The following is a 13,818-nucleotide window of genomic DNA, read 5'->3' as shown; positions in this document are numbered from 1 at the left end:
CTTTCGACGGTCGCGAGGCGGCCGAACGTGGCCTTTCGACGGTCGCGAGGCGGCCGAACGTGGCCTCTCGACGGGTGAGGAGTGGGTGGGTCACTTGACGGGGGAGGGGTCTTGTCGTCAAGGTAAGCAAGCGCTTAGTCCACAGCGAGGAGCAGCATGCCCGACACCGCCGTCGTCACCGGGGCCGCCCGGGGGATCGGTCGCGCCATCGCGACTCGACTCGCGCGCGAGGGCTGGCAGGTCGTCGTCGGCGACCTCGACGCCGCCGAGCTGCAGTCCGTCGCTGACGAGACGGGCGCCCTCGCCGTCCCCGGCGACACGTCGACCGATGCCGGCGTGGCCCACCTCGTCGACACGGCATACGACCACCTCGGCCACGTCGACGTCTTCTTCGCCAACGCGGGCATCGGCACCCTCAAGGGTCTCGACGCCTCCGACCACGAGTGGACCCGCACGCTCGAGACCAACGTCCTCGCCCACGTGCGCGCTGCCCGGCACCTCGTGCCGCGCTGGCTCGACGCCGGTGGCGGGCGCCTCGTCGTCACCGCGTCGGCGGCCGGGCTGCTGACGATGCTCGGCGACGCGCCCTACTCCGTGAGCAAGCACGGCGCCGTCGCCTTCGCCGAGTGGTTGAGCGCGACCTACCGCCACCGCGGGATCGTCGTGCAGGCGATCTGCCCCCAAGGTGTGCAGACGCGGATGCTCGACGGCTCCGGCCCGCTCAAGGATCTCCTCACCCTCGACGCGACGCTCACGGCCGACGAGGTCGCCGACGCCGCTTGGCAGGCGCTCGCGAGCGACGCCTTCTACGTGCTCCCGCACCCTGAGGTGAGCGGCTACTACGAGCAGCGCGCCGCCCACCCCGACGCCTGGCTCGCCGGCATGAACCGGCTCCAGCAGAAGCTCGACCACCAGACCTCCACCACCTCGACCCAGGAGCACGCATGACCGACCAGCCGACCACCACCGACACGACCACCCAGCGCACCGCCATCGTCACCGGCGCCGCGCGCGGCATCGGCGCCGCCGTCGCCAAGCGCCTCGCCTCCGACGGGTATGCCGTCGCCGTCCTCGACCTCGATGAGTCCGCATGTGCGGCAGTGGTATCCGACATCGAGGCCGCCGGCGGCAAGGGCCTCGCCGTGGGTGTCGACGTGTCCGACGAGGCCGGGGTGCAGGCCGCGGTCGAGCGCGTCGCCACCGAGCTCGGTGCCCCGACGGTCCTCGTCAACAACGCCGGCATCATCCGCGACAACATGCTCTTCAAGATGACTGCCGACGACTGGGACGCCGTCATGAACGTCCACCTGCGCGGCTCGTTCCTCATGACGCGCGCCACGCAGAAGCACATGATCGACGCGAAGTTCGGCCGCATCGTCAACCTCAGCTCGACCTCTGCGCTCGGCAACCGCGGACAGGCCAACTACTCCGCCGCCAAGGCCGGTCTCCAGGGCTTCACGAAGACCCTAGCCATCGAGCTCGGCAAGTTCGGCGTCACGGCCAACGCCATCGCGCCGGGCTTCATCGCGACGGACATGACGCGCCAGACCGCCGAGCGCATGGGCATCACCTTCGAGCAGTTCCTCGAGGGCGCGGCCAAGGAGATCCCGGTCGCCCGCGTCGGCCAACCCGAGGACATCGCGGCCACGACCTCCTTCCTCGTGCGCGAGGAGGCCGGCTTCGTCTCCGGCCAGGTCATCTACGTCGCCGGCGGACCGAAGGACTGACGTGACCGACGCCGACCGCACCGACCCCCCGGGACTGCCGCTCGACGCGCTCCGGGGCTTCCTCGACCGTGAGGCATCCGGCCTGCTCGACGGGCCGCTGACCGGTCGGGTCGTGGCGGGCGGCAAGTCCAACCTCACCTACGAGGTGGGCGACGGCACGAGCACCGTCATCGTGCGTCGCCCACCCCTGGGGCACGTCCTCGCCACCGCGCACGACATGGTGCGCGAGCACCGCGTCATCACGGCTCTGCGCGACACCGCCGTCCCGGTCCCCGTCACGTATGCCGTGTGCGACGACCCCGACGTCGTCGGCGCCCCGTTCTACGTCATGGAGCGCGTCGCGGGCACGCCCTACCGCTTCGAGGCACAGCTGCGGCCGTTGGGCGCCGAGCGGGTGCGCGCCATCAGCGAGCGGTTGGTCGACACGCTCGTCGCATTGCATGCCGTCGACCCGGCGGAGGTGGGCCTCGCCGACTTCGGACGTCCCGAGGGGTTCCTCGAGCGGCAGGTCCGACGCTGGAAGCAGCAGCTCGACGCCTCGCGCAGCCGCGACCTGCCCGGCATCGACGAGTTGCACGAACGGCTCGCGGGATCCGTTCCGGCGCAGGGTGATCCGACGATCGTCCACGGCGACTTCCGGCTCGACAACCTCCTCGTCACGAGCGACGACGAGGTGTCGGCCGTGCTCGACTGGGAGATGGCGACGATCGGCGACCCCCTCACCGACGTCGCGCTCCTCGAGGCCTACCAGCGGCTCCCGCTCCTCATGGACTCCGTCGCCGTCTCCGACGTCTCGCGGGCGCCCGGCTTCATCACCGGCCCCGAGCTGCGCCAGCGGTATGCCGCGGCCAGCGGCCGGGATCTCGGCCACCTCTCGTTCCACCTCGGGCTCGCCTACTTCAAGCTCGCCGTGATCCTCGAGGGCATCCACTACCGCTACACCCAGGGCCAGACCGTCGGCGGCGGCTTCGCCACCATCGGCGAGGCCACCGTCCCCCTCGTCACGGCCGGCCTCGCCGCCGTCAAGGAGAGCTGACATGGACTTCGGATTCGACGCCCGCACGGAGGAGCTGCGGCAGTCGCTGCTCACCTTCATGGACGAGCGCATCGTCCCCTCACTGCCCCTCTTCGACGAGCAGGTGTCGGCGCTGCCCGACCGGTGGGCGTGGAGCACCGCGCCGGTGCTGCAGGAGCTGCGGCAGGAGGCCCGCGACCTCGGGCTGTGGAACGTCTTCCTCCCCGGAGAGCACGGCGCCGGCCTGACGAACCTCCAGTACGCCCCGCTCGCCGAGATCACCGGCCGCTCCATCCGCCTCGCCCCGGCCGTCCTCAACTGCGCCGCACCCGACACCGGCAACATGGAGGTGCTCGCGCAGTTCGGCACGCCCGAGCAGCAGGAGAAGTGGCTGAAACCGTTGCTGCGCGGTGAGATCCGCTCGGCGTTCGCGATGACCGAGCCCGACGTGGCCAGCAGCGACGCCACCAACATCGGCACGAGCATCCGGCGTGACGGCGACGACTACGTCATCAACGGGCGCAAGTGGTGGATCACCGGCGCGATGAACCCCGAGTGCGAGGTCCTCATCGTCATGGGCAAGACCGACCCCGACGCCGACCGGCACCGCCAGCAGTCGATGGTCCTCGTGCCACGGGACGCCCCGGGTGTCGAGGTCGTCCGCGGCATGGAGGTCTTCGGCTACGACGACCACGACCACGGCGGTCACGCCGAGCTGCGCTTCACCGACGTCCGGGTGCCGGCGAGCAACCTCATCGGCGAGGAGGGCACCGGCTTCGCCATCGCCCAGGCGCGGCTCGGCCCCGGCCGGATCCACCACTGCATGCGCTCCATCGGGCTCGCCGAGGTCGCCATCGAGGCCATGTGCCGCCGGGCGTCCGAGCGGGTCGCCTTCGGCCGCCCCATAGCCGAGCAGGGCGTCGTGCGCGACTGGATCGCCGAGTCCCGCGTGCGCATCGAGCAGCTGCGCCTCCTCGTCCTCAAGACCGCGTGGCTCATGGACACCGTCGGCAACAAGGGCGCGCACACCGAGATCCAGGCCATCAAGATCGCCACGCCGAAGACCGTCGAGTGGATCCTCGACAAGGCCATCCAGACCCACGGCGCCGCCGGGCTCAGCCAGGACACCGAGCTCGCCGCCGCCTTCGCCGGCATCCGCACACTCCGCTTCGCCGACGGCCCCGACGAGGTGCACAAGAACGCCCTCGCCAAGGCCGAGCTGCGCAGGTATGCCGCCCGCTGATCCGGGACGGCGGGCGCGCGCCCGCTGAGCGACCCGGCATACGACCCCCGACCGCACGACGAAGGGACCGACGATGGACTTCGACCTCAGCGCCGAGGAGCGCGAGATCCGCGACTGGGTGCGCACCTTCGTGCGCAAGGAGATCGTGCCGCTCGAGCCGCAGGTGCTCGAGCGGGAGCGGCGGGGCGAGCGCGGCCTGACAGCCGAGGAGCTGAAAGCCCTTCAGGACAAAGCCCGCTCGTCCGGCTTCTTCGGCATCCAGACACCCGAGAGCCACGGTGGGATGGGCCAGGGTGCCGTCGTCGCCGCGCTCATCGAGATCGAGCTGGGTCGGTCGTTCGTGCCGTTCCGCTTCGCCGGCGAGGCCGACAACATCCTCTTCTCGGCCACCGAGGAGCAGCAGGACACCTACCTCCGCCCGACGATCGAGGGCACCCGGAGGTCGTGCTTCGCGATCACCGAGCCCGGGGCCGGGTCCGACGCCCGCGCCATCCGCACGAGTGCCCGACGCGAGGGCGACGAGTGGGTCATCAACGGCGAGAAGACCTTCATCACCGGCGGCAACGAGGCCGACTTCGTCATGGTCTTCGCGGTGACCGACAGGGAGTTGGGCGCCGACGGCGGCGTCACGTGCTTCCTCGTCGACCGCGACCGGGGCTGGACGAGCACCCCGATCGACACGATGGGCGAGTGGGGTCCGGCCGCCCTCGTCTTCGAGGACGTCCGTGTGCCGCACTCGGCGATCCTCGGCGAGGAGGGCAAGGGCTTCGAGCTCGCGATGCGCTGGATCGGCAAGGGCCGCTACATGCTGCCGGCCCGCGCCCTCGGCTCGTGCGAGCGGCTCGTCGAGATGGGCATGGAGTGGGCCCGCAACCGCGTCACCTTCGGCCAGCCCATCGCCGAGCGGCAGGCGATCCAGTGGATGGTGGCCGACTCCGCCGTCGAGATCGAGGCGCTGCGGTGGCTCGTGCTCAGCGCCGCCTGGCAGGTCGACCGCGGCCTCGACTCGCGCCAGTCGCAGTCGATGGCCAAGCTCTACGGCGGCGTCAAGGCCAACGAGATCGTCGACCGCGTGCTGCAGATGCACGGCGGCATGGGTTACACGCGGGAGCTGCCCGTCGAGCGGTGGTACCGCGAGCTGCGCCTCCTGCGGATCTACGAAGGCACCGACGAGATCCAGCGCCGCACCATCGCCCGCAACCTGCTCAAGGGGCACGCGTCGGTGCGCGGGCACCTGGGCTGAGTGGACGAGGCCCGGCCCGGACGGCATACGTCGTCGGGGGGCCACGTATCCGCCCCCGCGCCGGGCCCGCGCGAGGATAGTGGAGGGATGGCAGGCCCTCCCGCAGGCGCGAAGCAGTTCAACAAGGTCGCCGTCCGGCTGGCCGGTCACCGGATCCTGCCGGTGTGGGCCGTGCTGCGCCACACCGGACGCTCGAGCGGCAAGTCGTACGCGACACCGATCGCCGTGCTGCCCACCGAGACGACGTTCGTCATCGGCCTGCCCTGGGGTCGCGCCACCGACTGGGTGCGCAACGTGCGCGCCGCAGGCGGCTGCACCATCCGGTGGAAGGGGCACGACTTCACGTGCACCGACCCGACCTTCGTCGACCAGTCCGTCGCGCTCGCGGCCGCGAGCGGCATCGCCCGCCGCGTCATCCAGAGGCGCGACATGCCGGGTGGCTACCTCCAGCTCACGCGTACGCCGGCCCCGGAGCACTCGGCGATGCAGTCCGGGTGGTGACCCCGGCCGGTCGCGACACAAGTCCCGAATAGTTCTTTTTGCCCGATCCTCTCGGCAACTGCGACATCATGGGGCCATGAGGAGGTCCGCGCAGCCGGCTGCCCCGGACGCCACACGTCGACCGACCCGAGACGGCGGGGGCGAGTGAGCCGCGCGGAGTGGCTTCGGCCCCGCTGGTGGACCCTGGCGGCGCTCACGCTCGTCGGGGTCTTCGTGCTCGGGGCCACCTCGGTGCGGTTCGCCCTGCCCGGCTCGACCGTCGCGCCCTGGTGGCCAGCAGCAGGCCTGGCCGTCTGCTTCCTGCTCGCGACGGACCCGGGCCCGCGGCGCTCCTCCCTCTTCGTCCTCGGGGTCCTCGTCTCGAGCGCCGCGGCCAACGTCTACGGGGGTCGCCCGCCCCTCGTCAGCCTGCTCTACGGCGTCGCGAACGCGGCGGAGGTCGCCGTGGTGCACGGTCTGCTCACCCACCGTGGTCGTCGCCCGCGGCTGGCCTCGATGGAAGACCTGTGGCGGCTGATCGCGGCGACCATCGCCGGCGCGGCGGTCATCGGGCTGCTCGCCGGGCTGACCGCGCACTACGCCCTCGGTGGGAACTTCCTCGACTCGGTGTCGGCGGCGGCGTCCTCGCACGGCGCCGCCGTCCTCGTCATGGCACCGCTCGGCATCGCAGCCCGCGTCCGGCGCACACGCCGCCCCGACGTCGAGGACGTCGTGCAGTGGATCGTCGTCATCGGAGTGACGTTCTGGGTGTTCCACCGGGGGCAGTCCCTGCCGCTCGCCTTCCTGCCGATCCCGGGACTCGTCTGGGGTGCGCTGCGGCTCGGCCTGCGCACCGTCGCCGTCCAGCTCATCGTCGTCGGCATGCTGACCGTGCGGCTGACGATCCTCGGAGGCGGGCCGTTCGCCGCCGCCGCCCGCCGCAGCGGCATCCGTCCGGAGACCGTGGGCACGCTGACACAGGCCTTCCTCGTCACCGCGGCCCTGACCGCCCTGTCCCTGGCCGTCGCCGCGACCCAGCGGCGGTCGGCCCTCGCCGGGCTGCGGGCCGAGGGCGAGCTGACCGCAGGTGTCCTCGACACCGCAGCCAGCGCCATCATCGTCGTCGACCGGCGCGGCGTCATCGAGCGGCTCAACGCGACGGCCGCCCGGCTGCTGGGCGGCGCCGAGGCCGAGCTCGTGGGGCGGCCGGCGGCCGACGTCTTCCCGGTCGCCGACCACGCGGACCGCGCGGCCCTGGCTGCCCGCATGGCGGCGATCGCCGACGGCGGCGTGCCGCTCGCCGAGGAGCACGACTGGGACGTGCCCGGCCTCGGGGTGCGGCACCTCGTGTGGACGAACGCATACCTCACCGATGACGACGGCCGACGGACCCACCTCGTCAAGACCGGCGTCGACGTGACCGACGAGCGCGCAGCCCGCTCCTTCGTCGAGGCGGTCCTCGAGGCTGCCACGGCGACGGTCATCGTCGGCACCGGCCTCGACGGCGTCATCACGCTCTTCAACCGCGGTGCCGAGAACGTTCTCGGCTACCAGGCGAGCGAGCTGGTGGGTCGTCGGGACTGGTCGGTGCTGCACGATGCCGAGCAGATCGCAGCCGTGGCGAAGGATCTGGGGATCGAGCCCGGCTTCGAGGTGCTCGTGCACCGCGTACGCGGGGGCGCTAGCACCGAGACGCGCGACTGGACCTACCTGCGCAAGGACGGGACTCCTCGCACCGTGTCGCTCACGGTCAGCGGCATCCGCGACGCGGGCGGCCACCTCACCGGCTACCTCGGGGTCGCCGAGGACGTGACGCGTCGGCGCCAGGCCGAGGTCGCGCTCCAGGTCGCGCTCGACCGCGAGCGGCAGGCGGTCGAGGAGCTGACCGCGCTCGACCGGACCAAGTCGGACTTCGTCTCCTCGGTGAGCCACGAGCTGCGCACCCCGCTCGCGAGCGTCCTCGGCTACGCCGAGATGCTCGAGGACGGCGCGGCCGGGGCCCTCACCGACCGCCAGCGCGAGCTCATCGCGCGCGTCGACCGCAACGGTCGGCGTCTGCTGTCGCTCATCGAGGACCTCCTGCTCAACTCGCGCATCGAGGCCGGGCGTCTGGAGCTGCACCCGCGCCGGTTCGACCTGGCCGAGGTCATCGACGAGGCGTGGCACTCGGTCGCGTCGGTGACGAGCCAGCGCCAGCTCGTGCGCGACCTCGACGTCGCCCCCCGGCCGCTCTGGATCGACGGCGACCCGGTGGCGCTCGAGCGGGCCGTGACGAACCTGCTGACGAACGCCGTGAAGTTCACGCCCGACGGCGGACGCATCGGCCTCATGGCGCGCGTCGACGCCGAGGACGGCGGGGCGGTGCGTCTCATCGTCTCCGACACGGGCATCGGCATCCCCACTGCCGACCTCGACCGGGTCTTCGCTCGCTTCTACCGCACGAGCACCGCGAACGAGCGCGCGATCCAGGGCTCCGGCCTCGGCCTCTCGATCGTGCGCGCCATCGTCGAGGGACACGGCGGTCGCGTCGAGGTCGAGTCGGCCCCGGAGCAGGGCGCCACCTTCACCGTGCGACTGCCCGCATCGGGTTCTGACGTGCGGCACCCGGAGAGCGCGACGGGTTCAGGGCAGGTGTCCGCCCTCCGCTGACGAGTGGCCAGGGCAGCCGCCGTGGCGGGGCCTCGCCCCCGCGCCGGACTCAGCCCGCGACGACGACGACGAGGGTCCGGGGTCCATGGACGCCCTCGACCCGGCTCAGCTCGATGTCGCTCGTGGCCGACGGTCCACTGACGAAGGTCAGGGGACGAGTGGGGTCGAGGCGCGCGAGCCCCTCGGGCACCGTCTGCACGACGCTCGGGAGGGTGACGACGCAGACGTGCACGTCGGGGACGAGCGTGATCATCCGTCGACCGCACAGCGGAGATCCGTCGAGGATGATCGTGCCGGTCTCGGAGACGGTAGCGACGGACCCGGTCACGACCGCGTCGACGAGGTCCAGGTCGCGCGCGGTGGCGCTGCCGTCGTCGCGGCGGCAGCCCGGTGCGGCTGACGTCCAGGCCTCAGGCACGCCGGGCGCGGCGATCGAGGAGGTGGCGTCGACGGCCGCGAGGGCGGTTGCGATCGCGGCGCCGACGGACTCGTCGTCCGCCGCGGAGCGAATCACGGTGGCGCGGTAGTCCTCGAGCCGGTCCACGAGCTGCTCGACGACGCGGGCCGACCCGGGCGGGTGCAGGCCCGTCCGTCGGTAGGAGCGGGGGACGGCTGGAGCAGCACCGGGTGTGTCGCCGAGCGCCCCTCGGATCCGCGCGAGCACCTCGTCGCGGGCGCTCACGAGCGCTCCCCGCGGGTGCGCGTCCACCAGTCGCGGAACGTCTCGGCGGGCGGGCTGGGGGCGTCGCGGGAGGCGGTCCACCCGTTGAGGGGTGGCGGCAGCGGCAGGAGGGGTCGACCACGCCGTATGCCGTGTCGCGCGGTCGTCGCTGCGCGCCCGGCCCGCGCGAAGCGGGTCGCGTCGCGCATCACCCACGCGGCGGCGGCCATCGCGGCGGCCTCGGGCGAGGGCAGGCGGTGGGCCTCGGCACGGGCCTCCGTGTGCTCGGCACGCAGTTCGACGAGCAGGTCCGGGATGTTGATCTTCACGGGGCACACGTCGTAGCACGCGCCGCACAGGCTCGAGGCGTAGGGCAGCGAGTCGTTGGGGTCGTCGCCGCCGGTGACGCCGGTCAGGAAGGGCGTCAGCACCGCGCCGATGGGCCCGGGGTAGACCGAGCCGTAGGCGTGTCCGCCCGTCCGCTCGTAGACGGGGCACACGTTGAGGCAGGCGGAGCAGCGGATGCAGTGCAGGGCCGTGCGTCCGAGGTCGTCGGCCAGAGCACGGGTGCGGCCGTTGTCGAGCAGCACGAGGTGGACGTCCTGCGGCCCGTCGCCGGGCGTGACGCCGGTCCACGTCGACGTGTAGGGGTTCATCCGTTCGCCCGTCGAGGACCGCGGGAGCAGCTGGAGGAAGACCTCGAGGTCGCGCCAGGTGGGCACCACCTTCTCGATGCCCATGACCGTGATGAGGGTGTCGGGCAGGGTCAGGCACATCCGCCCGTTGCCCTCGGACTCGACGACCGCGAGCGTCCCGGTCTCGGCGACCCCGAAGTTGGCGCCGGAGACGGCCACCCGGGCGCGGAGGAACACCTCACGAAGGTGGGTGCGCGCCGCGGCCGCGAGGACGCTCGGCTCGTCGGTGAGGGTCTCGAGGTCGACGTCGGCCATCTCGGCGGCGAAGATGTCGCGGATCTCCGCGCGGCCCCGGTGGATGGCGGGGACGAGGATGTGCGACGGCTTGTCGTGCCCGAGCTGGACGATGAGCTCGGCGAGGTCGGTCTCGTGCGCCGTGATGCCGGCTGCCTCGAGAGCCTCGTTGAGGCCGATCTCCTGGGTGGCCATCGACTTGACCTTGACGACCTCGTCGGCGCCGGTCGCGCGCACGAGGTCGAGCACGATCCGGTTGGCCTCGGCGGCGTCACGGGCCCAGTGCACCGTGCCGCCCCGTGCGGTCACGTTGCGCTCGAGCTCCTCGAGCAGCTCGGGGAGGCGGGCCATCGTGTCGGTCTTGATGGCCGACCCCGCATCACGCAGCGCCTCCCAGTCGGGCACCTCGCCGACGACGGCGGCCCGCTTCGACCGGATCGTGGCGGTGGCGTGGGCGAGGTTGCGCCGCAGGCGGGTGTCGGCCAGCGCGTCGCGGGCAGCGGCGGGGAAGGGGCGCTCGCCGGTCAGCTGCCCGACAGCGGTGTCGGCGGGCGGCCCGGGGACACGGCCACGCGGCATACCCAGGAAGGTGCTCATCGTGCTGTCCTCACGTCGTGCTCGCGAGGATCTCGGCGAGGTGGACGGGCCGCACCCCGGTGCGTAGCCGGGAGAGGCCGCCGCCGATGTGCATGAGGCACGACGCATCGCCGGCGGTGACGACCTCGGCGCGCGTCGTGAGGACCGCAGACATCTTGTCGGCGAGCATCGCCGTCGACGTGTCGGCGTTCTTGACGGCGAACGTGCCGCCGAAGCCGCAGCACGAGTCCGCAGCGGGCAGCTCGACGAGGTCGATGCCGCGGACCGCCCGGAGCAGCCGGATCGGCCGGTCGCCGACCCCGAGCAGTCGCAGCGAGTGGCAGGTGGGGTGGTAGGTGACGCGGTGCGGGTAGGCGGCGCCCACGTCGGTGACCCCGAGCACGTCGACGAGCAGCTCGGAGAGCTCGTAGGTGCGGGCGGCGACAGCCTCGGCACGGACCGCGAGGGCCTCGTCGCCGGCCCGTCGCGCCACGGCCGCGTGCTGGTGGCGGACCGAACCGACGCACGAGCCCGACGGCGCGACGATCGCGTCGCAGCCCTCGGCAAGTGCCCGCTCGAAGACGTCGACGTGGTGCCGCACGAGGCCCGCCGCGTCGTGCTGGTAGCCGGTGTTCGTGTGCATCTGCCCGCAGCACGTCTGCGCCTCCGGGAAGACGACCTCGTGGCCGAGCCGCTCGAGGAGGGTCACTGTGGCCCGGCCCACGTCGGGGAACAGGACGTCGCCGAGGCAGGTGACGAAGAGGGCGATCCTCATGCCGGTCTCCTCGCCGTCGAGCCCGTCGCCGTGGACGCGCGGGCGACGAGCTCGGGCGGGAAGACGACGTGCTGGTGCTCGTGCTTGGTGCTGGGGTCGGCCTCGTCGGCGAGCAGCCGGGCGGCGGTCTGGCCGAGCAGGTGCCGCGGCTGTGAGACCGACGTGAGGGGCACGGCCGCGGCGGCGGCGAACTCGATGTCGTCGTAGCCGACGATCGCGACGTCGTGGGGGACGCTGACACCGTGCTGGGTGAGGTGCTGCAGCAGCCCGAGCGCGAGCAGGTCGTTGGCGCAGAAGATGCCGGTCGGGCGGGTGCGGCGTGGCAGGCCGAGCAGGCGCTCCCCGGCCCGACGACCCTCGGCGATCGTCAGGGCCGTCGTGCGGATCCAGGTGAGAGCATCCTCGGGCAGATCTGCCGCAACCGTCGCCCGGACAGCGCCGACCTGACGGTCCCGGACCTGGGGGATGTCGGCGGGGCCGCCCACGAAGGCCAGGCGGGTGTGGCCGGCCTCGACGAGATGGCTGATGGCGAGCCCGCCACCGGCGACGTCGTCGACACCGACCGTGCACCACTCGTCGCTGTCGTCCGGAGCCCGGTCGACGAGGACGACGGGCACGCCGGCCTCGCGGAGCCGCTGAAGCCGGGGGTTGGCGTAGTCCATCGCCGTGATGAGGACGCCGCGGGCACGCAGTTCCGTGAGCTGCTCGAGGTACTGGTCCTCGCGGTCCACGTCCTGGTCGCTGTTGCAGATGAAGAGGGCGAGGCCCTCGGCCTTGGCCACCTCCTCGATGCCGCGGGCGACGTCGGTGAAGAAGGGGTTCGTCGCGTCGAGCACGAGGTAGGCGATGGTGCGCGAGCGCCCGGCAGCCAGTTGCCTCGCCGACGCGTTGGGCACGAAGCCGAGCTCGGCGATCGCTGCCTCGACCCTGGCCCGCGTCGCGGCCCGGACCGCTGCGGGGCGGTTGAGCACGTTGGAGACGGTCCCGAGCGAGACGCCGGCACGCGCCGCGACGTCCTTGATGCTCACCGTGGCCATGGGCCCTCCTCTCGCCGCAGAAACGTATCGCGTCCGGCTCGGTCGGCGACATCGCCTCCCATCTCGTGGTGTCTCATGACGGTCGGTGCACGCGCAAGGCCTGGGTGGCGGCCAGGTCGGCCCGGATCTGCTCGAGCGTGGCCGGGGCCGCCCCGACGGCGCGGGCCTGCACCAGCACGTTGCCCAGGGCCGTCGCCTCCACCGGACCGGCTACGACGGGCAGCCCCGTCAGGTCGGCGGTCACCTGGCAGAGGAGGTGGTTGCGGGAACCCCCACCGACGACGTGGACGACGTCGACACCGGTTCCGGCGAGCGCGCTGGCCGCTCGCACCGTCGAGGCGTATGCCGTCGCGAGCGAGTCGAGGATGCAGCGCACGGTGTGGGCGGGGTCGGGGAGGGCGCCCTCGGCGGCCGCGGCGATCCGCTCGGGCATGTGGCCCGGGGGAATGAACGCGTCGTTGTCGACGTCGACGACTGGTCCTCCCGGAGGCAGCTGCTCGGCTGCGACGAGGAGCGCGTCGAGATCGGGCGCCAGCCCAGCAGCCTCCCACTCGCGCACGGACTCCTGGAGCAGCCACAGGCCGCCGACGTTGCGCAGGAAGCGGGTCCGGCCGTCGACGCCGCCCTCGTTGGTGAAGTTGGCCGCGCGGCTCGCCGGCGTGATGACGGGCGACCGGAGCTCGAGCCCGGCGAGGGACCACGTGCCGCTCGAGACGTAGGCGAACCGGGAGGTCGTCGCCGGCACGCCGACGACGGCCGACGCGGTGTCGTGGGAGCCGACCGCGGTGACGAGGGTGCCCGGGCGGAGTCCGGTCTGCTCGACTGCCGCAGGCGTCAGCGGCCCGATGACCTCGCCGGGCGCGACGAGCGGAGGCAGCAGCCCCGGCGGGATGTCGAGGCGGTCGAGCAGGTCCTTGGCCCAAGCGACCGTGTTGGCGTCGAGCAGGCCGGTCGTCGAGGCGTTGGTCGTCTCGGTGCGCAATACGCCGGTGAGCCGGTGCGCGAGCACGTCGGGGAGCAGGACGATGTGGGCTGCCATGTCCCACAGGCCTGCCGACCTCTCGGCCTCGAGCTGGTAGATGGTCGTGAACGGCAGGAACTGGAGCCCGTTGACGGCATACAGCTCCTCCCGGCTGACGCGCCGGTGCACGCGCTCGACGGCCGGCCCGGTGCGTCCGTCACGGTACGAGACGGGCTCGGCGAGGAGTCGACCGTCGGCATCGAGGAGGGCGTAGTCGACCGCCCACGTGTCGATGCCGACGGACTCCGTCTCCGGGAAGTCTCGGGCGAGCAGCCGCAGGCCGGCGAGGACCTCGTTCCACAGCCGGGTGAGGTCCCAGCGGAGGTGGCCGTCGCGCTGCACCGGTCCGTTGCGGAACCGGTGCAGCGTGTGCAGGGTGGTGCTCGCGCCGTCGACGACGCCGGCCATGACCCGGCCACCGGACGCGCCGATGTCGACGGCGCCGAACACCCGTGCGGTCAT

The 13,818-nt window shown here is 72.5% G+C and carries 12 protein-coding genes; 7 read left to right on the top strand and 5 right to left on the bottom strand.

What is annotated here, in order from left to right; all coding sequences use genetic code 11:
* Positions 1-156 precede the first annotated feature (156 nt).
* From AB4030_RS00670 to AB4030_RS00640, 7 genes are all read left to right on the top strand, one after another.
* Entirely contained in the window at positions 157-948 is a 792-nt protein-coding gene (locus AB4030_RS00670; RefSeq protein WP_442277243.1) for an SDR family oxidoreductase, read from the top strand.
* Positions 945-1,727 (top strand): 3-oxoacyl-ACP reductase FabG, encoded by a 783-nt coding sequence (gene fabG, locus AB4030_RS00665; RefSeq protein ID WP_442277242.1) that lies wholly within the window; start codon positions 945-947, stop codon positions 1,725-1,727. The genes AB4030_RS00670 and fabG overlap by 4 nt, the downstream gene beginning before the upstream one ends.
* Position 1,728: 1 nt before the next feature.
* Entirely contained in the window at positions 1,729-2,763 is a 1,035-nt protein-coding gene (locus AB4030_RS00660; protein ID WP_442277241.1) for a phosphotransferase family protein, read from the top strand.
* 1 nt (position 2,764) lies between these two features.
* The gene (locus AB4030_RS00655) at positions 2,765-3,985 is read left to right on the top strand and encodes an acyl-CoA dehydrogenase family protein (protein WP_442277240.1); all 1,221 of its coding nucleotides are present in this window, start codon (positions 2,765-2,767) and stop codon (positions 3,983-3,985) included.
* Between the two features lie 73 nt (positions 3,986-4,058).
* Complete coding sequence (locus tag AB4030_RS00650; RefSeq protein WP_442277239.1) at positions 4,059-5,228, top strand: acyl-CoA dehydrogenase family protein; 1,170 nt, start codon at positions 4,059-4,061, stop codon at positions 5,226-5,228.
* A gap of 87 nt (positions 5,229-5,315) precedes the next feature.
* Positions 5,316-5,729 carry a nitroreductase family deazaflavin-dependent oxidoreductase gene (locus tag AB4030_RS00645; RefSeq protein ID WP_442277238.1) on the top strand — a complete coding sequence of 138 codons (414 nt, stop codon included), beginning with the start codon at positions 5,316-5,318 and terminating at the stop codon, positions 5,727-5,729.
* A gap of 144 nt (positions 5,730-5,873) precedes the next feature.
* Positions 5,874-8,357 carry a sensor histidine kinase gene (locus tag AB4030_RS00640; RefSeq protein ID WP_442277237.1) on the top strand — a complete coding sequence of 828 codons (2,484 nt, stop codon included), beginning with the start codon at positions 5,874-5,876 and terminating at the stop codon, positions 8,355-8,357.
* Positions 8,358-8,406: 49 nt separating this feature from the next.
* On the opposite strand, the gene AB4030_RS00635 is transcribed toward AB4030_RS00640, so the two are convergent.
* The 5 genes from AB4030_RS00635 to AB4030_RS00615 all read right to left on the bottom strand — a co-directional run bounded on the left by AB4030_RS00635 (position 8,407) and on the right by AB4030_RS00615 (position 13,818).
* On the bottom strand, positions 8,407-9,039 hold the full coding sequence (locus AB4030_RS00635; protein ID WP_442277236.1) for a LutC/YkgG family protein: 633 nt from the start codon (positions 9,037-9,039) through the stop codon (positions 8,407-8,409).
* Positions 9,036-10,544, bottom strand: coding sequence for a lactate utilization protein B (locus AB4030_RS00630; RefSeq protein ID WP_442277235.1), 1,509 nt, complete (start codon positions 10,542-10,544; stop codon positions 9,036-9,038). Before AB4030_RS00630 ends, AB4030_RS00635 begins: the two co-directional genes overlap by 4 nt.
* Before the next feature lie 10 nt (positions 10,545-10,554).
* Positions 10,555-11,298 (bottom strand): (Fe-S)-binding protein, encoded by a 744-nt coding sequence (locus AB4030_RS00625; protein ID WP_442277234.1) that lies wholly within the window; start codon positions 11,296-11,298, stop codon positions 10,555-10,557.
* The gene (locus tag AB4030_RS00620) at positions 11,295-12,335 is read right to left on the bottom strand and encodes a LacI family DNA-binding transcriptional regulator (protein WP_442277233.1); all 1,041 of its coding nucleotides are present in this window, start codon (positions 12,333-12,335) and stop codon (positions 11,295-11,297) included. Before AB4030_RS00620 ends, AB4030_RS00625 begins: the two co-directional genes overlap by 4 nt.
* Before the next feature lie 73 nt (positions 12,336-12,408).
* Positions 12,409-13,818, bottom strand: a complete 1,410-nt coding sequence (locus tag AB4030_RS00615) for a rhamnulokinase (RefSeq protein WP_442277232.1) — start codon at positions 13,816-13,818, stop codon at positions 12,409-12,411.

The organism is Terrabacter sp. 2YAF2 (assembly GCF_052114705.1).
Classification (GTDB): Bacteria; Actinomycetota; Actinomycetes; order Actinomycetales; family Dermatophilaceae; genus Terrabacter.
Note: the sequence above shows the minus strand (reverse complement) of the source record. Positions and strands in the feature narration are given on the sequence as shown.